General features: G+C 73.8%; 18 protein-coding genes. 4 read left to right on the plus strand and 14 right to left on the minus strand.

Features of this window, described 5'->3' with window-relative positions; all coding sequences use genetic code 11:
• Nucleotides 1-349 precede the first annotated feature (349 nt).
• The 6 genes from WMF26_RS28365 to WMF26_RS28390 form a co-directional block, all read right to left on the minus strand.
• Nucleotides 350-1,624, minus strand: a complete 1,275-nt coding sequence (locus WMF26_RS28365; RefSeq protein WP_437995225.1) for a radical SAM protein — start codon at nt 1,622-1,624, stop codon at nt 350-352.
• Between the two features lie 4 nt (nt 1,625-1,628).
• Nucleotides 1,629-2,120 carry a hypothetical protein gene (locus WMF26_RS28370; RefSeq protein ID WP_437995226.1) on the minus strand — a complete coding sequence of 164 codons (492 nt, stop codon included), beginning with the start codon at nt 2,118-2,120 and terminating at the stop codon, nt 1,629-1,631.
• A 297-nt stretch (nt 2,121-2,417) separates the two neighbouring features.
• Nucleotides 2,418-3,674: an RNA polymerase sigma factor gene (locus tag WMF26_RS28375; protein ID WP_437995227.1), complete on the minus strand. Its 1,257-nt coding sequence runs from the start codon at nt 3,672-3,674 to the stop codon at nt 2,418-2,420.
• On the minus strand, nt 3,674-4,015 hold the full coding sequence (locus tag WMF26_RS28380) for a YciI family protein (RefSeq protein WP_061625839.1): 342 nt from the start codon (nt 4,013-4,015) through the stop codon (nt 3,674-3,676). Before WMF26_RS28380 ends, WMF26_RS28375 begins: the two co-directional genes overlap by 1 nt.
• Nucleotides 4,016-4,098: 83 nt before the next feature.
• Nucleotides 4,099-6,459, minus strand: a complete 2,361-nt coding sequence (locus tag WMF26_RS28385; protein ID WP_437995228.1) for a matrixin family metalloprotease — start codon at nt 6,457-6,459, stop codon at nt 4,099-4,101.
• 15 nt (nt 6,460-6,474) lie between these two features.
• Nucleotides 6,475-8,343 (minus strand): hypothetical protein, encoded by a 1,869-nt coding sequence (locus WMF26_RS28390; RefSeq protein ID WP_437995229.1) that lies wholly within the window; start codon nt 8,341-8,343, stop codon nt 6,475-6,477.
• Between the two features lie 121 nt (nt 8,344-8,464).
• On the opposite strand from WMF26_RS28390, the gene WMF26_RS28395 reads away from it, so the two are divergent.
• Nucleotides 8,465-9,079, plus strand: coding sequence for an FKBP-type peptidyl-prolyl cis-trans isomerase (locus WMF26_RS28395; protein ID WP_437995230.1), 615 nt, complete (start codon nt 8,465-8,467; stop codon nt 9,077-9,079).
• Between the two features lie 62 nt (nt 9,080-9,141).
• Here WMF26_RS28395 and WMF26_RS28400 read toward each other — a convergent pair whose 3' ends face one another.
• From WMF26_RS28400 to WMF26_RS28410, 3 genes are all read right to left on the minus strand, one after another.
• Nucleotides 9,142-10,257: a pyridoxal-phosphate-dependent aminotransferase family protein gene (locus WMF26_RS28400; protein WP_437995231.1), complete on the minus strand. Its 1,116-nt coding sequence runs from the start codon at nt 10,255-10,257 to the stop codon at nt 9,142-9,144.
• Between the two features lie 48 nt (nt 10,258-10,305).
• Nucleotides 10,306-11,163 (minus strand): serine/threonine protein kinase, encoded by an 858-nt coding sequence (locus WMF26_RS28405; RefSeq protein ID WP_437995232.1) that lies wholly within the window; start codon nt 11,161-11,163, stop codon nt 10,306-10,308.
• Between the two features lie 120 nt (nt 11,164-11,283).
• Nucleotides 11,284-11,700: a tellurite resistance TerB family protein gene (locus WMF26_RS28410; RefSeq protein WP_437331560.1), complete on the minus strand. Its 417-nt coding sequence runs from the start codon at nt 11,698-11,700 to the stop codon at nt 11,284-11,286.
• A gap of 136 nt (nt 11,701-11,836) precedes the next feature.
• Between WMF26_RS28410 and WMF26_RS28415 the strand changes: the two genes are divergently transcribed.
• Nucleotides 11,837-12,571, plus strand: coding sequence for a tetratricopeptide repeat protein (locus tag WMF26_RS28415; RefSeq protein WP_437995233.1), 735 nt, complete (start codon nt 11,837-11,839; stop codon nt 12,569-12,571).
• A 28-nt stretch (nt 12,572-12,599) separates the two neighbouring features.
• On the opposite strand, the gene WMF26_RS28420 is transcribed toward WMF26_RS28415, so the two are convergent.
• Together WMF26_RS28420 and WMF26_RS28425 are read right to left on the minus strand one after the other, a co-directional pair.
• Nucleotides 12,600-12,902 carry a hypothetical protein gene (locus WMF26_RS28420; RefSeq protein ID WP_437995234.1) on the minus strand — a complete coding sequence of 101 codons (303 nt, stop codon included), beginning with the start codon at nt 12,900-12,902 and terminating at the stop codon, nt 12,600-12,602.
• Between the two features lie 78 nt (nt 12,903-12,980).
• On the minus strand, nt 12,981-13,337 hold the full coding sequence (locus WMF26_RS28425; protein WP_437331563.1) for a hypothetical protein: 357 nt from the start codon (nt 13,335-13,337) through the stop codon (nt 12,981-12,983).
• Between the two features lie 187 nt (nt 13,338-13,524).
• Here WMF26_RS28425 and WMF26_RS28430 point away from each other — a divergent pair, with 187 nt between their 5' ends.
• Nucleotides 13,525-14,235 carry a nucleotidyltransferase family protein gene (locus WMF26_RS28430; protein WP_044986240.1) on the plus strand — a complete coding sequence of 237 codons (711 nt, stop codon included), beginning with the start codon at nt 13,525-13,527 and terminating at the stop codon, nt 14,233-14,235.
• Here the strand turns inward: WMF26_RS28430 and WMF26_RS28435 are convergent.
• From WMF26_RS28435 to WMF26_RS28445, 3 genes are all read right to left on the minus strand, one after another.
• Complete coding sequence (locus WMF26_RS28435) at nt 14,224-15,369, minus strand: DegT/DnrJ/EryC1/StrS family aminotransferase (protein WP_061621821.1); 1,146 nt, start codon at nt 15,367-15,369, stop codon at nt 14,224-14,226. The two genes, WMF26_RS28430 and WMF26_RS28435, sit on opposite strands and share 12 nt — an antisense overlap.
• Nucleotides 15,370-15,443: 74 nt before the next feature.
• A complete protein-coding gene (locus tag WMF26_RS28440; protein ID WP_437995235.1) occupies nt 15,444-16,442 on the minus strand; it encodes an SDR family NAD(P)-dependent oxidoreductase in 999 nt (332 codons plus the stop codon).
• 159 nt (nt 16,443-16,601) lie between these two features.
• Complete coding sequence (locus WMF26_RS28445) at nt 16,602-16,913, minus strand: hypothetical protein (RefSeq protein ID WP_061629256.1); 312 nt, start codon at nt 16,911-16,913, stop codon at nt 16,602-16,604.
• Nucleotides 16,914-17,145: 232 nt separating this feature from the next.
• On the opposite strand from WMF26_RS28445, the gene WMF26_RS28450 reads away from it, so the two are divergent.
• The gene (locus WMF26_RS28450) at nt 17,146-18,006 is read left to right on the plus strand and encodes an endonuclease/exonuclease/phosphatase family protein (RefSeq protein WP_437995236.1); all 861 of its coding nucleotides are present in this window, start codon (nt 17,146-17,148) and stop codon (nt 18,004-18,006) included.
• Nucleotides 18,007-18,014: the final 8 nt, after the last annotated feature.

The following is an 18,014-nucleotide window of genomic DNA, read 5'->3' on the forward strand; positions in this document are numbered from 1 at the left end:
CGGCGTCGACCCGCCCAGGGCCGACCCGGATTGAAGGCGCCGGGAAGCCGCCCTTAGGCGCGCGGAGCCGACCGGGGTTGAGGGCGCGCGGAGCCGACCCGGGTTGCGGCCGCCCGGAGCCGACCGGGGTTGAGCCCGCCCGGAGCCGACCGGGGTTGCGGGCCCGCGGAGCCGACCCGGGTTGCGGCCGCTCGGAGCCGACCGGGGTTGAGCCCGCCCGGAGCCGACCGGGGTTGCGGGCCCGCGGAGCCGACCCGGGTTGCGGTCGCTCGGGAAGCCGCGCCCGGCGCCGACCCAGGTTGAGCCCGCCCGGCGCCATTCCCACGACGCCGTACAAATCTCTACGGCCTTAAATAACCGCCAGCCGCCGGCGCGCGTTCCTCGGCACCACCGACTCGGGCGGCGGCGGGGGCGGCGCGTCCCAGGCCTCCTCGACCAGCTCGAAGACGCCGTGGTCGTACGGCACGTGCGGCGCCCGCTGCTTCATGACGAGCCGCTCGCGGATGCCCCGCCTCTTGAGCTGCGTCACGCGGTGATAGCAGAACGGATTGTTGCCGCGCCTGCCGAGCGTGCAGTGCGCGGTCCACGAGCACCCCGCGCGGCACTCGTCCGCGTAGTAGCACGTCGCGCAGTGACCCCAGAGCTCGCTCGCGTCGCGATCGCGCGCGAACCGGACCTCCGCCGAGCCCTCCCAGATGTGCTCCAGGCCGCGCTCGCGCACGTTGCCCCCGGCATAGGGCACGGTCGGGACCGACGGACACGCCTTCACGGTGCCGTCGGACTCGATGCCGATCGCGTTGATGCCGCCGCGACAGCCGCGCCAGTGCGTGTCGCCGCCGCCGGGCCTCGACCGCAGGAGCTGCTCGTGCGGGCCGAAGTAACCGATGTTGTTGTTCGCGAACACGTTGAACGGCACGCCCGACACGTGCGTCTCGAGCGCCTCCCGCTGGATGGCGGCGAGGGTGTCGATGACCTCGACGACGCGCCACGGCTCCAGGATCCACTCCGGATGGTCCGCCGCGCGCCCCATCGGCACGGTGATCTGCACCTGCCACGTCTGGATCCCGTGCGAGCGCAGCTCGGCGCACGTCTCGCGCAAGAGGTGCGCGTTGAGGCGGTTGATCTGGGTGTTGGCGGTCGTGATCAGCCCGGCGGCGCGGGCGTTGTCGAGCGCGCGGATGGCGGCCGCGTGGCTGCCCACGTTGCCGCGCAGCTCGTCATGGATGTGCGCCGGCCCGTCGACCGAGACCCCGAGCCCGGTGAGCCCTGCGGCGCGGAGCGCCTTCGCCCGCTCGGCCGTGAACGCTCGCCCGCCCGTCTGCATGATGACGCGCATGCCGCTGCGCGCGAGGAACGAGATGATCTCCGCGAGATCCTCGCGCAGGTACGCCTCGCCTCCGATGAGCGCGACCTCGCGGCAGCCCATCCGCGCCAGGCTCGCGGCGACCTCGAGCACCTCCTCGGTCGAGAGCTCCGCGTCGCGCGCGGCGCCGGCGCGCGAGCCGCAGTGCTGGCACGGCTGGTCGCACTTCATCGTGAGCTCCCAGACCGCGTAGATCGGCTTCGCTTCCATCAAGTCCGCAGGCATGAGCGCGCGGACGGGGATCTCGGTCGGCTCGATCATCGGTTCACCCTCCCGATCCGCCCCCGCCGACCGAGGATCCGCCGCCGTCCGCTCCCCCGACGCCGACATCGCCGCCGGCGCCTCCTGTCCCGCCCGTCGGGTCCGCGCCCCCGGCCTCGCCGACCGAGGATCCGCCGCCGTCCGCTCCCCCGACGCCGATGTCGCCGCCGAAGCCCCCTGGCCCACCCGTCGGGTACGCGCCCCCGGCGGAGCCGACCGAGGGGCCGCCGCCGTACGCCCCCGCGACCGCGATGTCGCCGCCGAAGCCCCCTGTCCCGCCCGTGGGGTTCGCGCCCCCGGCGGAGCCGACCGAGGGGCCGCCGCCGTACGCCCCCGCGACCGCGATGTCGCCGCCGAAGCCCGAGCTGCTGGAGCTGCCTTGATCTCGCTCGTCCACGACCTCGCCGGCGCAGGCAAGCGGCTGGAACAACGCGGCCGTCAGGCCCATGAGCACGGCGATCTTCGTGCGCGGGACAGCGCCGTCCGGCTCGCGCATGGTTGCGCCGCAGTGCGGACACTCGCTCTCGCTGGCACGCGCGTGGCAGCCGCAGGAGCTACAAGGGACGAGAGAGGGGAAATGGATGGGCACGGGCAAGTCCTTTCATGTCGAAGCCAACGCCTTGCTCCCTCCCCGAGCAATCCGCGCGCCGTCCGCGCCATCTCGACATATCCTTGCGAATTCACCCAAAGATGCCGATTCAGCCTCCGCCCGATCGGACCGTCTGACACATTTTGGCATTCGCCAGCATGTGCCACGGGCCGGTGCCGAGGAACGCCGCGCTGGAGGGATGCGTCAGGGAGCCCCGTCGCCGCACGCCCCCAGGCGTCGCTCGAAGAACCGGCGCTCCATGGCGTTGCGGGCGAGCGCGAGCGCTTCCCGCAGGTGCTGGCTCGCGATCTCGCGCCTGCCGCGGCGGAGCTCCAGCTCGCCGAGCGCCGCGAAATAGAACGGATACGCGGCGAGGCGATCGCGGCCCTCGATGGCGCCGATCTCCTCGAGCCCGCGCTCCGGCCCCTCGTGCTGCGCGACGGCGATGGCGCGGTTGAGGGCGACGACCGGCGAAGGCCGGATCGCCATCAGCGTGTCGTAGAGCGACACGATCGCCCCCCAGTCCGTGTCCTCCGGCCGGGCCGCGCGCGCGTGGACCGCCGCGATCCCGGCCTCGACGTGGTACTCGGTCAGCTCCGGCCCCTCGGCCGACAGGTCGAGGAGCCGTTGCCCTTCGGCCAGGAGCTGCCGATCCCACCGCGATCGATCCTGGTGGAGGAGCGAGGTGAGGTCGCCGGAGGCGTCGACGCGCGCAGGCAGGCGCGCCGCGTGGAGGCACATCAGCGCAGCGAGCGCGTGCGTGGCGGGCGCCGACGAAGGGGGGTGATCGAGGAGGAGCGCGGTGAGGCGCATCGCCTCCCTGCAGAGCTCGACCCGGACGGCCTCCTTCGCGCAGGCGCCGTGGTAGCCCTCGTTGAACAGGAGGTAGAGCGCGCGGCGGACCGCCGAGAGCCGGGCAGAGAACGCGTCGTCCGTGAGCTCGAACAGGCGCGTCGAGCCGGCGAGCACCTTCTTCGCCCGGGAGATGCGCTTCTCGATGGCCGCCTCGGTGGCGAGGAACGCGCCCGCGACCTCGCTCACGCCGAAGCCGCAGAGGACGTGGAGCACGAGCGCGATCTGCGCCTCCTCCGGCAGCCGGGGGTGGCAGCACGAGAACATCATGCGCAGCTGGTCGTCCCGGATCGCGGCCGCCCCGAAGAGCTCGTCGACCGCGGGGTCGAGCGCCTGCTCCCCCTCGATCAGCCGCCCGATCTCGGGCGCGAAGGTGCGCGCGGTCCGCTCGCGCCGGAGGACGTCCAGCGCGCGGTGCTTCGCCGCCGCCATGAGCCAGGCGGCCGGGTTCTCGGGCACCCCCTGGAACTTCCACACCTCCAGCGCGCGGCAGAGGGCGTCCTGCACGACGTCCTCCGCCAGCGCGAGGTTGTGGACCCCGAAGAGGCGCGTCAGCGTGGCGAGCATGCGCCCAGCCTCGCGCCGGAAGACGGGGTCGACCGGATCCACTAATGGCTCAGCTTCCAGATCGGGCGCACCTCGACGCTCCCACCGCGCTCGAGGATCGGGCAGCCCTTCGAGAGCTCGACCGCGTGCGCGAGATCCTCGGCCTCGATGAGCATGTAACCGCCGACCACATCCTTCGCCTCGGCGAAGGGCCCGTCGACGACCGCCTTCTGCTTGCCCTGGACGACCTTGCCGGTGGGCTCGAGGGGGCTGCCGGGACGCTTGAGGTGCCCCTTCTCGGTGAGCTCCTTCGCCCACGCGGTCCACCGCTGCATGTGCTGCTGCATCTCGGCCGGAGAGCCAGAGGCGTCGCTACCGCGGAACAAGTACATAAATTCGTTCATGATCGTTCTCCTTCCCGGGTACTTCGCCCCTGCGACGTTCGAGGGGCGCCGCGGCGGACAACTTTTTTCGGGGAGGTGAGGGCTCAGCTCGCCGCGGCGGGCTGCTGGGCCTGGGAGCGCGCGCGGAGGCGCTGCTTGGCGGAAGGGCCGCCGGGGTGGCGGACCGAGGCGACGGCGCGATCCATGGCGTCGCGCCAGTAGCGCGCGACGTCCTCGCGGTCGGTGAGGAGGGCGTCGATGGGGCCGTGGTCGGTGTCGATCTCGACCGCGAAGCGGTCGCCGCGGGGCTGCACGCCGACGGCGTGGACCTCCCCGGCGGAGATGGCGGCCCCGAGCCTGCCCTCGGGGCGCAGATCGATCGCGCCGGTGCGGCTCACCCAGGGGGCGACGACGAAGCGGCCCGGCCCGAACGACGCCACCGGGGCGGAGCGCGCCGCATACCGGGACGAGAACCGGGCGACGCCGAGGAAGGCGTAGCCCGCCAGCGAGAGCAGCGCGGCGGCGCTGCCGACGCCGATCGCGATGCCGCTGTCGCCGGCGGAGGCGCTCCGCATGACCTGGATCCACAGGGCGAGCGCGGCGACGAGCAGCGCGGCGCCGATGAGCGCGTTGCGGGTCGCGGACCCGCGCGGCCCCTGGCTCGCGTGATCCCGCAGGACGAGGAGCTCCCCCTCGGTCCGGATCGCGAACCGCGCCAGCGCGGCGGCCGTCAGCGCGGGCGCCGGCGCTGGCTCCGGGAGGGGTCGCGGTTCGATCGCGCCGGGCGGCTCGGTCCCGCGCGCCGTGACCAGCGGGACGCACAGCGCGGCCGCGAGCGGCGCCGCCACCGACTCGACGAGCGCCTCCGCCCGGCCGGGATCGAGGTCCTGCGCCTCGGCCACGAGCAGGCGCTGCGCCGCCGCGGCGCGCGGGGGCGCCGGCGAGCGCGGGGGCGGGGCGAGCACGAGCCAGGCGGCGACGTGGGTCCGCTCGCGGGTGCACGAGGGGGCGGTGCAGCACGGCCCTTGCGCCGAGGTCACCTCGACCCGCACCGCGTCGCGCGGCTCGGCCGCGCCCTCCCCTGCCCCGGCCGCCCCCCCTGTCCCGGCGGCGCCGGACCGCGGCCGCCCGGCGCCCGCGAGCCGCAGCGGCGCGAGCCGGAGGGCGCTCGCGCCGCGCTCGATCCGGAGCCAGACGGGATCGCGCGGCGCCGGGCCGAAGCGCGCGTCCTTGTCGCGCTGCGGCGCGCCGAGCTCGGGCGCCGCGCGGAGGAGCAGCGGCGCGCCGTCGCCCTCCGCCGAGAGCGCGCGCGCCGCGCCGGCCGGATCGCCGAGCGGATCGAGGGCAGGAACGGCGCTGTCGGCCTCGAGGGAGCGGAGGGCACGCGCGACCTCCGCGTCGAATGCTGCGGTGCTCGGCTCGGGCATGGCGGGACGTTTGCCCCGGCTGCGCTGGGTTGTAAAGCGGGCCCGTCCGCGCGACCACGCCGGGCGCTCGCTCTCTTGCCCGGGCCCCTGCCGCGGCTCGTGCGGCGCCGGCCACCGTTCGCGCGGCCCCAGCTGCCGTCCGCGCGGCATCGGCCCCGCGCACCGGCGCCGGCGCGACAGCAGCGCGACGAGCGCGGCGAGCGGCAGCGCTCCCGGAGCGCCCGGCACCCGGCCGCCACCCGCGCACGAGCAGCCGGCGTCGCGTTCCTCGGCGTCGTTCGCGCCGCCGCTCTTCGGCCCATCCCCGGCATCCGGCGCCGCGCCGCCCCAGCCCGCGCCGCCGCCCCAGCCAGCGCCACCGCCCCAGCCCGCGCCACCGCCCGAGCTCGCGACGGTCGTCCCGCCGATCGGGTAGAGCGCGCAGACCCCCTCGATGTCGTCGCCCTCGAGGGTGCGCGCCGACGTGCCGCCCCGGTACGTCCCCAGCATCGTCGCGCCGCGCACGTTCGAGTGCCCGAGCCCGAGGAAGTGCCCTTCTTCGTGGGTGGCGATCGACTGAACATCGACGCAGTCGCCCCTGCCGCCGTCGTCCCAGCAGAAGCCCACGTTGTTGAACACCATGTCGGCGTCGTCGATGACGCTGTCGGGATCCCAGACCGGCATCGTGACGGCGATGACCGAGTCGGCCTGGCCGAGCGCGGCAGGCCAGCTGTCGCTGATCCAGAGGAACACGTTCCTGCCGTCGTCGAAGTCGTAGCCGGCGTCCGTGTCGCCGAGCAGCTCGGTCGCCCACGCCGTGCACGCAGGGCTCGACCAGGCCGCGAACCCGGCCTCGATGCCGGCGGCGGCGAAGCCCGAGAGCGGCGCAGGGATCGTCTTGTGGTTGATGTGGTAGCGGACCGGCAGCTCGCTCCAGCGGGGGACGACCTCGAGATCGAGCGGCGACCACGCGGCCGCCTCGCCGCCCCCGGCGACCAGCGCCAGCGCGGCGGCGAGCGCCGCGACCGGGGCGAGCGCGGCCCGGGAGCCTCTCTTCATCCCCCCATCATCGTCTCATCGCCCCTGCGGCACCACCTCGAGCTCCTCGGGCGCCGCGCTCCCCTCGAGGGGCAGCGTCACCTCCACCCCCTCGTGGACCGGCAGGGTCGCCGCGATGGGCCACGCGCGCGGCGCCCCGCCCTCGCCCGCCGCGACCTCGCGCAGCGTGACGCCGCGCAGCGGAGCCACGCCGCCGTTGAAGAGGCACGCGCGCAGCCGGCCCTCCTTCACCGCGACCGAGCACGGGATCACGTCGGCCGTCGCACGCCGGATCCGCTCGAGCTTCTCCTCCTCTCCGGACGCGGCGGGCAGGAGCGACACGAGCGCGTCGCGGGCGCGCGGGTCGCGGAGCCAGGCGAGCATCATCGCCGCGTGGATGCGCACCACCCGATAACGCGCGCGCGTCAGCTGAAAGAACGCGTCCGGCGACGCAACCCCGGTCTCGCCGTCGAGCATGCCCGTCACCCCGGGCTCGATCTTGACCTCCGTCCCGGGCGCCTCGACGTGCCACTTCACCGCGCGCCCCGGCGCGAGCGCGCCCTCCCAGAACAGCCCGCGCTCGGTGATCCCGGCGCGCTCGCCGCGGACGTTGCGCCGCGCGAACGTGAGCAGCACGCGGAAGTCGCGCACGGGAGCGCCGCTGTTGTTGACGACCGCGAGCTCGAAATCGTAGCGACCGCGCGCCGGCCGCCGCGCCCTCCCGCCGCCGGCGTCGCTGGCCACCGCGCCGGCGTCGCCCTGGTCCGCGGCGGCCTCGCCCGGCTCCGCGGCAGCGCCCGGCTCCGCGCCGCTCTCGCCGGATTCCGCGGCGGGCTCGTCGTCCTCCGCGCGGTCGCGCTTCAGGATCGGCGCGATCACCCCGGCGCCGTCGTCGGGCCCGGTCGAGCCGAGGACGCTGAGGATGGGCACGCCCTGCTGCCAGAGCGGCGAGTCGGCGCGCTCGCAGAGGCAGTGCGGGAACGACGGCTCGGCGCGCTCCCGGGCCTCGCCCGCGAGGAGCGCGGCGGCGGCGCCGCGGGCCGCCGGCCCGACGCCGCGCGCCGCCTGCCGCTCGGCCGGCGGCAGGTCCCGGGGCGCCGCGAACCGCTGCACGAACGCCATCGTCGCCACGATGCCGACCACGGCGAGCGCCGCGGGCACGAGCACGCGCGCCCGGAGCGGGAGGGCGTCGAGCCCGTCTTCGCCGCCGCGCTCGCGCCCCGGCCGCGCGGCGAGGGGCGTGGGTCGGGGCGCGAACACCGGCGGAGCCGGCTCGCCCGGGGTCGACGCCGCGAGCCGCTCCGACGCGAAGCCCATGCGGCGCGACAGCTCCTCCACGAGCGCGTCGCGCAGGCGGTCCGAGGGCGGCCCCCCCCAGGTCGCGAGCCGCGCGGCGAAGCGCAGCGCGAGCCACGTCGCGAGCGCCACGAGGAGCGCGAGCGACGCGGTGCCGAGCGGGCCGCTCGCGAGGTAGTCGGGCGACAGGGCGGCCGCGAGCACGCCGAGCGGCGCCGGCGCGACCCAGCTCGCGACGCCGGCGTGGACGCGCGCGCGGTAGGCGCTCTCCATGGCCTCCATCGCCGTCGGCGAGATCACCCCGGGCACGCCGGGGAGATCGCCCTCGAAGCGCGCGAGGACGAAGCAGTTGTGCGGCGAGCACGCGGACGGATCGAGCGCCACGCAGAGCGCCTTGCCGCGCCGGAAGAGGCCGCGGATCGCGGTGTAAGGGACCCCGAAGCGGACCGGCGCCGCCACGGCGCCCAGGGCGAACCCCTCGGCGTAGCCGGCGACGCGGACCAGCTCGACCTCGAGCTCCGCCTCCGCGCAGGTGAAGCGCACGGCGCCGACGGCGTTGGCGCCTCCCTCGGCGATCGCCAGGGCAGCGACGGAGAACGCGCGAGCCAAGGTGGGCGCACCCTAACCGCGCGGGCCCGAGCGCTGCAACGGGAAACCCGGCCCGCCCGGCGCCCCGGACGCCGCGGGAGACCGTTGATCGGGCCGCGCGGGGTGCGTAAGACGTGGCGCCATGAAGGCTTTCCAAATCGTCCTCGCCCTCTCCTGCGCTGTCCTCCTCGGCCCGGTCGCGGGCTGCGAGGACAAGGTCCCCGAGCCGGAGCTGCCCCCGGGCAGCGCCGTGCCGAAGGTGCAGCCCTCCGAGCCGGAGCCGGCCGACCTCATCAAGGAAGACATCGTCGTGGGCACCGGCCAGGAGGCGAAGGACGGCGACAGGGTCCGCGTCCACTACACGGGGCGCCTGCTGAAGACCAAGGCCGAGTTCGACTCGTCCGTGGGCCGGGAGCCGTTCGAGTTCACGATCGGCAACACCGAGGTCATCAAGGGCTGGGACCTGGGCGTGGTCGGGATGAAGGTGGGCGGCAAGCGCAAGCTCACGATCCCCTCGCACCTCGCTTATGGCGAGTCGGGCAGCCCGCCGAAGATCCCGGGCAAGTCGACGCTGGTCTTCGACATCGAGCTGCTCGGCGTCGGCGACGCCGCCAACGACGCGGCCGCCCCCGCCGACGACAAGGCCGGAAAGACGAAGCCCGCGGCCAAGCCGGCGGCCGACAAGGCGGCCAAGCCGGACGCGGCCAAGGGCGACAAGCCCGCCGCCGCGCCAGCCGAGAAGACAGAGGCGAAGTGAGCCGCCGGCGCGGCGCGACGTGAGCCGCCGGCGCGGCGCGACGCGAGCCGCGGGCGCCGCGCTCAGAGGACGCGGGCGAGGGCCTTGAGAAAGATCTCGTAGACCTCGAGCGGGTACTCGCCCATGTGGAAGATCCTGAACAGCTGGTTCGAGAGCTTCCCCTGGGCCGCGTAGATCTCGAACACGTGGCCGTCGACCGGCTCGCTGGCGAGCCGACCCGCCATTTCATCGTAGGTCCTCCGCGCCGGGAGGTGCAGCGCCGTCCCGATCGACTGGAGCGGCATGTTCTCCCAACGCGCGATCGTCAGCCCGAGCCGCTCGTAGCCCGGCCGCAGGATCGCGCAGCGCGCCTGGTAGACGGCGTGCCGCCCGGCGACGCCGCCGGTGGCGGCGAGGTGATCGAGCGCCGCGATCACCTGGCACAGGCTCATCGGATCGATCGTGTAGGGGTGCGCGCCGCCCTGCTGGGCGCGCCACGTCTTGTGGAGCTCCAGGCTCGGGACGCGCGCGGGGATCTGCTCCATCTCGGCGAGCAGGTCCTTGCGGACGAGCGCCAGGGTCAGGTTCGGGTGGCTGTGGAGGCCCTTGTTGCAGGAGCCCATCACCGCGGCGATGCCCGAGCCCTCGAGGGCCAAGGGCTCGACGAAGAGCGCGCTGATGCCGTCGACGAGCAGCTTCTTGCCGTATTTCCGGGCGAGCTCACCGACCTCGGGCACGGGGTTGAGCGTGCACGTCGACGTGCCGCCGTAGACCATGGCCACCGCGTCGGCCTGGTCCGCCGCGAGGACGGCCTCGATCTTCGCCAGATCCGGGCGCTCGCCGTAGGGCAGGCACATGTCCACGACCGGCTGGCCGAGCGTCCCGGCGAACTCGAAGATCCGGTCGCCGTAGGCGCCGTTCCGGACGACGAGGAGCCGCTCGTCGCGCCGCAGGCAGGAGCCGAGCACGGCGGCCATCGACGTGGAGCCCGAGCCCGTGAGGAGGATCGCCTCGTAGCTGGGCGCGCCGAGGGCCTCGACGATGCCGCGCCGGGCGCGGTCGAGCAGCGGCCGGAGCCGGGGTCCGCGCGGGACGATCGGGCTCTCCCCGTAGGTGCGCGAGACCTGGTTCACCGCGTCCGGCAGGTGGAACACCGCGGGCGTGAGCGAGACGACGCGTGGCGTGGCGGAGGCGACCATGCGGCGAGGTGTAGCCCGGAACGCGCGGCGGGCGCAGCGGAGATCGCGCTACGCCCAGCGGACCTGCCGCAGGTCGTCCCAGACGTCGCGCGCGGAGAAGTAGCGGTAAGCGTCGCGGCGGCGCAGCAGCTTGGCGATCACCTGGCTCAGCGGCGTGCCGAGCGCCTCGGCCTTCTGCCGCGGGGCGCCCTCGGCGATCTGCCGCGTGATCTCCTCGTAGGGGGCGTTCACGTCGATGGCCGGCTGCCCGGTGTGCATCTGGTACATGAGCAGCCCGAGCTGGTAGAGGTCGCTCTGCGTCGTCGTGTAGCCCGCCGTGACGAGCTCGGGCACGAGGATCTTCGGGTTCGCGACCTGCGGGCGGAACCAGCGGGTGACGCCGTCGAGCTGGTGGGCCACGCCGAAGTCGGTGAGCTTGACGAGCGGCTTGTGGTCGAGCTGGGAGATGAGCACGTTGCCCGCGTGCAGGTCGGCGTGCACGACGCCGTTGTCGTGCAGGTACTGCAACGTCATGAGGAGCTGGCGCGCGAGCTCCAGGAGCAGCGGCGGCTGGAACGGGGTGCCGAGCAGCGCCCGGAGGCTCGTGTCGCACCGCTCGAGCGCCAGGTAAAAGAGGTAGTTCACCTCGAACGCATCGTGGATGTAGACGATGTTCGGGTGCCGGAAGCTCTCCAGGCGGAGCATCTCGCGCGACCACTCCTCCTTGACGACCTGGTAGGGCTTGTTCGCCGGCCGCAGCATCTTCAGGGCGTAGACCTGGTCGAACGGCCCGCTGCACTCGTAGACCGAGCCATACTGACCGTCGCCGATGAGCGCTCCGATCACGTAGGTGCCCCGGGTGGAGGTCAGCGCTGAGCCCGGCACCGGAAACGGGATCAGGAAACTGCCAGTGGAGGACCAGTTCACGGCGGACGCCATCGTAACCGAAAACGGCGGCCCCCGTTCACCCCGTGGCGCTCGCCTCGCCCCGGCAGCGGCCCCCGGCGGAGCCGACCCCAGGGGCGGGCGCCGCCGGCGGCCGGGCGCTCAGGAGGCGGCGAGCCTCCGCACGACGTCCGCCGCCTCGGTCTGATCGAGCTCGAGCGCCGCGGCGACGTCGAGGAGGAGCTCGCGCTCGCTGTTCCTGACGATCCCGTCGGCGACCACGACCTGGGCGGCCAGGGAGAAGGCGACCTTCCGCGCCTGCGGGGTGGCGAGCCGCTCCTTGAGCGACGCGAGCCGGGCGGCCCGCCCCTCCTTCTGGAGCTGCTCCACCACGGTGCGGATGAGCTCGTCCATCGTGCTCTGGGGGATCCGGCGGTCCGTGAGCGACTCGACGCTCCGGGAGAAATGCACCTTCTCCTCCTGGCTGAACTCGCCGTCGGCGAACGCCGCAAGGAACATCAGCTCCACAAGCGCCTCGAGGTTGGGCTCGTCAAGCGTTCGCAGCGGAGGAGGGCTCATGAGCGGCATCGGCTCCGTCTACACCGAGGCCCGGCCGGGGACCAGCCCGGAGCGCCCGCCCCCGTCGGCGCGTCCGGGACGAACGCGTCGGCGGGCAGCGTTGGGAGAGGGCGAGCGTTGTGTCATGAGTTCGAGCATGCACGTGCGCGAACTCGCCCTGACGCTCCTCGGCGCGCTCCTCGTCTGCGGCTGCGGCGGCGCGGCCGCGACCACGCCGCGCCACGCCGCGGGGCCCGCCGGGCCTGCCCCCGCGGCGCCGCCGCCCGCCGCCGCGCCGGCCGAAGCGCCCCCGCCGCCGCTCCGGCTGCCCTGCGAGCGGGACGATCTCGTCGGCTGTACGAACGGCTGCGCCGACCACCAGGTCGAGGACTGCGTGACGCTCGGATCGATGTACCTGGGCGGAGACATCGTCTCGATCGACGTGGAGCGGGCCGTGGGGCTGTTCAGGGAGGCGTGCACGGAGGGGAGCGCGCGCGGCTGCCTGCGGCTCGGCGACGCGTACCACGACCGGCTCGCGCGCGCGGACGGCGGCGACGGGGCGAGCGGCGCGGACGAGGCGGCGCTCTACTGGCACGCGCGCGCGTGCCACGCGGGCGCGAACCTCGGCTGCCTCGCGGCCGGCAGGGCCTACCTCCGCGGCCAGGGCGCCAGCGCCGATCCCGGGCGCGCGGCCACGCTGTTCCAGCGCGTCTGCGAGCGGGGCAACGCCCTCGCCTGCGTCGAGCTCGGGCACCTCCACGCGCAGGGCGAGGGCGTGGAGCGCGACGCCCAGAAGGCGGTCGAGCTGTTCACGAAGGCGTGCAAGCTGGGCCTCGACGAGGGGTGCTTGCTGGCGAGCAAGTCCGGCGACATCCTCCCGCCGCGCGAGTGACGCGCCCGCCCGGCGCGCCGGCAGGCCTTCAGTCGGTCCGGCGCCGCTGAGCGATGTCCAGCGCCGCGGTGATCATCGCGGTGAGCTGCGTGTCCGAGACGGTCTCGGACGGCAGCACCACGAGCTCGGCGCCGATGCGCCGCGACAGCTCCATGAACCCCTCGGGATCGAACGCCCGCACGTCCTGGGTCATCACGATGGCCAGCGGGTGCAGCCAGGCCGCGCTCCCGCGCAGCGACACGAGATCGCACGCGAGCAGGTCGGCGCCCTCGACGAAGACCAGGCGGCGGCAGCGCTCCGCGAGCTGCTCGCTCGCGCTCACGATCAGCACGACCGAGGCCGATGCCGTCCGCTTGCTGCGCCCCGCTGGGCGTGTGGGTAGCTCTCGAGCGCTCATCGGCGGCCTAGGTCAACGAGCCAGGAGCGGGCGGCGGTAAGGGATGGGCCCGTCCCCCTGAGCTCGAGCCCGCGCGCGCTCCTCGTCGGCGAGGGCGAGATCCATGACGAAGGAGCCGAACGACAGCCGGAAATCCCGGTCGTTCGGCTTTGTCGCGTAGAAGGCGAGCAGCGAGAGCACGCTCCCGATCTGCGCCGCGGCCGGGTCGTCCTCGCACGCGGAGAAGCGATCGGCGAGCGTGCAGAGCTGCCGGAACAGCGGGCCGCCCGGGTGCGGGCCGGCGCTGCACATGGCGAAGGTGCCGCTGCCGCGATATCCGAGCTTCCGGCGCTTCCTTCCGGGGGTACGGGACGGGGGTATCATCGTCATGATTGCTGCCCAAGCCGCCTGTGAAGGTTGAACCGCGCCGCGCAGGGGCTGGCCTGCCGCGGGACGCTCTCCATCACTAAAGAGCAGCTGGAAGAGAGTCAATCGGAGAGGGAGCGGCGGGCCGGATGAGCGCGAAATTCTGCGGAATGGTCCCCCGTCCGAGCAGCGCGTGGGTATACGTCACCGCATGAAGGCAGTCGTGCTCGCCGGCGGCAAAGGCTCCCGGCTCCGCCCCTACACCGCCCTGATCCCGAAGCCGCTGATGCCGATCGGCGATCACACCATCGTCGAGATCCTCCTCCGGCAGCTCGCGCGCGCCGGGGTGACCGACGTGGTGATGTGCGTCGGCCACCAGGCCGCCCTCATCGAGGCGGTCGTCGGCGAGGGGAGCCGGTACGGGCTGCGCATCGCCTACCAGCGCGAGGAGACGCCGCTCGGGACCGTGGGCCCGCTCCGGGTCATCGAGCGGGACCTGCCGGAGCGCTTCCTCGTGATGAACGGCGACATCCTCAGCGATCTCGACTTCGCGGCGCTCCACCGCACGGGCGAGTCGGCCGGATCGCCGCTCACCGTCGCGGTCTGCGAGCGCGCCTCGAAGATCGACCTGGGCGTGCTCGACGTCGGCCCGGAGGGGCGCGTCGTCGGCTTCCGCGAGAAGCCCACGTACACGTTCTGGGTCAGCATGGGCATCTACGCGATGAGCCGGGACGTGCTCCGCTTCATCCCGGAGGGCCGGCCGTTCGGGTTCGACAACCTCATGCACGCGCTGCTCGACGCCGGCGAGCAGGTGGCCACCTTCCCCTTCCGGGGCCACTGGCTCGACATCGGCAGGAGCGACGACTTCGCCGAGGCGCAGGAGGAGTTCGAGAAGCACCGGCAGCGGTACCTACCGGACTGACGCGGCGAGCGCCTCGCACACGGCGTCGACGTCGGCGTCCTGCATGCGCGGGTGCAGCGGGAGCGTGAGCTCGCGGCCGGCGATCGCGTCCGTGCGCGCGAGCCCCTCCTTGCGCACCCGGTCCGAGGCGCCGTGGTGCGAGAAGCGGTGGATCGGCGTGTAGTGCACGCTCGTCTGGACGCCGCGCGCCTTCATCGCCTCCATCACGGCCTCGCGCGAGGCGCCCTCGGGCAGGAGCACCGGCATGAGGTGGTGCGCGCTCTCCCCGAGCCCTCGCGCGTAGAAGTCACGGTACGGGAGCCCGACGCCCGGCACGCCGGCGAGGCGCTCGTGGTAGCGCGCCGCGAGCTCCCGCCGCCGCGCGTTGCCCGCCGCGAGCCGCCCGAGCTGCACGACGCCGATGGCGCTGCGGATCTCGTCGATGCGGTAGTTCATGCCCGCGGCCATGACGTCGTACGTGAAGGCGTGCCCCTTGTGCCGGTCGAGGGTCAGCGTCGTCATCCCGTGCGCGCGGAGGAGCCGCATGCGCGCGAGGAGCGCGTCGTCCTTCGCGATCACGGCGCCCCCCTCGCCGACCGCGAGGTTCTTGTTCGAGAAGAAGCTCAGGCAGCCCACGTCGCCCAGCGTCCCGAGCGCCCTGCCGCGGTAGCTCGCGAGCGGCGCGTGCGCCGCGTCCTCGACCACGGCGATCCCCCGCTCGGCCGCGATCGCGGAGATCGCGTCCATGTCGCAGGGGTAGCCAGCGTAGTGGACGACCGCGATCGCCCGGGTCCTCGGGGTGATCTTGCGGGCGATGTCGGCGGGGTCGACCCCGAGGTCGCCGTCGCCGACGATGTCGGCGAGCACGACGTTCGCGCCGCACAGGAGCGCGGCGTTGGCGGTCGCCACGAACGTGAGGCTCGGGCAGATCACCTCGTCGCCGGGGCCCACGGAGAGCGCCGTGTACGCGAGGTGCAGCGCGGCGGTGCAGTTCGTCACGGCGAGCACCCGCGGGGTGCCGAGCGCCTCGCCGAGCTTCTGCTCGAACTGCGCCGTCCGCTCCCCCATCGTCAGCCAGCCCGACGCGACGACCTGCCGCGCGGCCTCCGCTTCTTCAGGCCCGAACGAGAGATCGCTGAGAGGTATCTTCCACATGGCGTTCCATCCATCCCGCCGGCGCCGCGCGGCCGGCGCGCGGGGCGCCCGCCCGGCCGGCGCGGCGTCGTGCGTCAGATCGCGTACTCGCGGGGCCGGTAATCGGCGAGGTGGCGCTCGATATAGGCGTACGTGCGCGCGAGCCCCTCCTCGAGCGGCACGCGGGGCACGTAGCCGACGAGCTCCGCGGCGCGGCGGAAGTCGGCGAGCAGCACCATGACCTCGCTCGCGTCGGGGCGCACCCGGGCCTCGTCCGTCACGAGCTCCGCGCGCTTGCCGGTCACCTCGAAGATGAGCCGGACGAGATCGCCGATGGAGATGGCGCGCCCGCTCCCCACGTTGAGCGTCTGCCCCACGGCCCGCGCGCTCGAGCCGACGAGGAGGAAGCCCGCGACGGTGTCGGTCACGAAGTTGAGGTCCCGCACGGGCGCGGTGCTCCCGATGCGGATCGCGGCGCTCCCGGCGGCGAGCTGCTGCATGACGCTCGGGATGATCGCGCGCGACGACTGCCGCGGGCCGTAGGTGTTGAACGGCCGGATGGTCGCGACCTCGAGGCCGAAGGAGAGGTGGTAGCTCTCGGCGAGCTTGTCGGCGCCGATCTTTGTGGCCGAGTACGGGGACTGGCCGGTCAGGGGGTGGGCCTCGTCGATGGGCGTGTAGCGCGCGGTGCCGTAGGTCTCGCTCGTCGAGGTGTGGACCACGCGCGCGCCGTGCTCGCGCGCCGCCTCGAGGATGTTCAGCGTGCCCTGCACGTTCGTCGCCACGTACTGCTGCGGGGCCACGTACGAGTACGGGATCCCGATCAGGGCCGCGAGGTGGAACACGACGTCGGCGCCGCGCACGAGCGACCGGACCGCGCCCGCGTCCTCGACGTTGCCGGGGACGACCTCCACCTGCGCGAGGGCATCCTCGGGGAGCCGGTCGAGGTGCCCGCGCCGCGAGCCCGACGTGTACCGGACGAGCGCCCGCACGCGCGCGCCCTCCCGGACCAGCGCCTCGACGAGGTGGCTGCCGATGAACCCGCCGGCGCCGGTCACGACGACGCGCTTGCCGCGATAGAAGCCTTCGCTCACGGCGCGTCCGTGGCCCCTGCGGGTGCGCGCGTCAAGCGCGTACCGAGGCGGCGCGCCGGTTCGCGCCCGGCGGCGCGGCACGGCGGCCTGCGCGCCGCCGCCGGGCAGCGCCGCCGCGGCGCGCCGCGCGGGGCTCGCCGCCCGGCGGGGCGGCCGCGATCACTGGATCTGGATCTGGTCGGTGGGCGTGTTGCCCGCCCCCTCGGTCGTGCCGAGCTCGCGGTGCACGCAGAGCCCCTGCTTGCAGTAGGACTGCGGCGGGCTCTTGCAGTCGACCTTCGGCTCCTCGCACTTGCCCGTCTTGTAGCTGTCCGCGATGGGCTTGATCTTGTCGAAGGTCGCATTGCTGATGGGCTTCGCGCAGCCCGGCCACTCGCTCTGGCGGCAGTCGGTGTCCGTGTTGCAGTGCTGCGCCTTGTTCACCATCTCGAAGGCGTCGCCGCGGAGCTTGTCGCACTCCTTCGGGTCCATCTTGCTCTCGCAACCGGCGAGCAGCGCGAGCAGGAGCAGGCCCCCGGCCAGGCGGAGCGGGGTTCGAGATCGGGAGGAGGCCGTTCCAGGCCGCCCCCTTCGAGAAGCACACGCGATCATTCAGGGTTCTCCCGGTCAAGATCGCCCTTCCGCGCCGGAAGGGGAGCGGCTTGCGCCGGGCCCCTTCGTATCACGGCTGGATTCGGACGCGCAGCTGGCGTAGCCCGTCGGCATGGATCGTCCTCTAGAAGGCTCCGGGGCCGGCGGCGCGGCGCACGGCGGCTCCGGCGCGGCTGGCCGGAGCTCCCTGCGGGTGCTCACCCTGAACATCTGGAACCGCCACGACCCCTGGGAGGCGCGCCTCGCCCTCATCCGGAAGGGGCTTCGCGAGCTCGATGCCGACGTGGTCGGGCTCCAGGAGGTGATGTCGTACGAGGGCCGGTCGCTGGTCGACGACATCGCCGAGGGGCTCGGCTACGAGATCGCGTTCGGCGCGGCGCACGACCTCGGCGGCGGCGTGCTCTTCGGCAACGCGGTGCTGTCGCGCTGGCCGATCGGGCGGAGCCAGGCGTTCCCCCTGCCCACGGGCGAGACCGACGAGAAGCGCTCGATCCTGCTCGCCGAGCTCGCGTCGCCGCGCGGCGTGATCCCGTTCTTCGTCACCCACCTGAACTGGAAGTTCCACCACGGCGTCGTGCGCGAGGCGCAGGTCGCGGCCGTGGCCGAGATCGTCATGCGCGAGGCGCCGATGGCGGGCCTGCCGCCCATCGTGGTCGGCGACTTCAACGCGCAGCCCGAGGCCGCGGAGATCCGGTTCATGAAGGGGCTGCAGAGCCTGAACCAGAAGAGCGTGTACTTCGCCGACACCTTCGGTCAGACGGGCAAGGGCCCGGGCTTCACCTTCGATCCCGTGCGGAACCCGTTCGCGGCCATCACCAACGAGTACCCGCGCCGCATCGACTACATCTTCGTCCGCGGGCCGGACGAGCAGGGGCGCGGCAAGCCGCTCGCGTCGCGGGTCGTCTTCGAGGAGCTCGAGGACGGCGTCGCCGCCTCGGATCACTACGGGGTGCTGTCGGAGATCTCGATCTAGCGCCGCGT

It is taken from the genome of Sorangium sp. So ce185, assembly GCF_051526825.1.
Classification (GTDB): Bacteria; Myxococcota_A; Polyangia; order Polyangiales; family Polyangiaceae; genus Sorangium; species Sorangium cellulosum_D.